The 1,439-nt window shown below is 37.9% G+C and carries 1 protein-coding gene; it reads left to right on the top strand.

The window, feature by feature from the left end:
* The first annotated feature begins 402 nt into the window (after positions 1-402).
* Complete coding sequence (locus FA727_RS25620) at positions 403-1,356, top strand: reverse transcriptase family protein (protein ID WP_158318972.1); 954 nt, start codon at positions 403-405, stop codon at positions 1,354-1,356.
* Positions 1,357-1,439: the final 83 nt, after the last annotated feature.

Genomic DNA, 1,439 nt, shown 5'->3' with positions numbered 1-1,439 from the left:
ATTATCTTGGCATGTTCTACAAATCATAACAAAACTTAGTTTTTCTCAAAAAAATCTACAACCACGAGCTGTAGAGCAAGTATTGCCATTTGTTGTCAAAATATCCCTCTTTTATCAGGATATGCAAATACACCTCTTATTTTCTATTCTGTTCTTGATCTATGTACGGAACGTGTAGTAGAATTAACTTTAAATTATTCTGATAATGAAGAAGAAATTCCTATTTCCTACTACACTTCTCCTCTAGTAACATCTTTGTTGCAAAAAGGTAGCTTGCCTAAATCTTGGTCCAAACAGTTTGCCTTAAAATGTAAACGGCTATGGCGACCCATTACATATGCAAACCAACAAGGCTTGGGATATCATCCCAAAAGAAGTTGTTACATGATATCTTCTACCATTATGACAGAAGATCATGAACCTTCATCCTTCATATTTCCCGAACCAGAATTAATTCTAACCTCAGCCTTTGATGATTTGCTTGAAATAAATTTGGGAACTGAAGTTGATCCCCGACCAACTTTCATTAGCAAAAATTTATCTGAGCAACAAGCCTCACAAATTACCAAAGTCCTAACGGAATTCCGAGACTGTTTTGCTTGGAATTATACCGAAATGCCCGGGCTATCATCTGAAATTGTCGCCCATAAACTTTCTCTCAACCCTACAATACCTCCTATCAAACAAGCTCCTCACCGTATGAGACATGATCTCGAGATGGCGGTTATCAATGAAACCAAAAAGTTAATTGATGTTGGTTTCATTCGAGAAGAACAATATCCTACATGGATAGCTAGCATTGTCCCAGTTCGAAAGAAGAACGGACAGCTACGCATTTGCATTGATTTTTGGGACCTCAATAAAGCATGTCCCAAAGATGAATTTCCATTACCCATCCCTGAACTTATGATTGATATAGCATCCACCAATGCTATGTTTTCTTTTATGGATGGATTATCCGGATATAATCAAATCAAAATGGCCTCTGAAGATGAAAAGCATACCTCATTCCGAACCCCACTTGGCATCTTTTGCTACAAAGTAATGCCATTTGGATTAAAGAATGCAGGAGCTACATATCAAAGGGCCATGACCCAAATTTTTGATGAATTCCAGAAGGAGGTGGGATGTTACATTGACGATATTGTCATCAAAAGTACCCTATCTCACGAACATGAACAAGACTTGCGAACTGTCTTCCAAAGATTACGCAAGTATAACCTAAAAATGAATCCACTGAAATGTCCCTTCGGGGTTTCTTCAGTAAAATTCCTAGGATTCATTGTCCGTCAAAGGGGTATTGAAATTGACCCAATAAAAATTAAAGCAATTGTTGAAATGCAACGCAAAGTCTGACACAACTCCGATCTCTCCAAGGGAAGTTAAGCTTCCTAAGACGGTTCATCTCAAATTTGGCAGGACGATGTCAACCATTTGCA

The organism is Robertmurraya kyonggiensis (genome assembly GCF_005116465.1).
Classification (GTDB): Bacteria; Bacillota; Bacilli; order Bacillales; family Cytobacillaceae; genus Robertmurraya; species Robertmurraya kyonggiensis.
The sequence above is the reverse complement of the archived record's forward strand: the minus strand, read 5'-3'. Positions and strand labels throughout refer to the sequence as shown.

Excerpts from the sequence above, each read along its gene's own strand:
- FA727_RS25620 (WP_158318972.1), top strand. The coding sequence starts at position 403 with ATGACAGAAGATCATGAACCTTCATCCTTCATATTTCCCGAACCAGAA.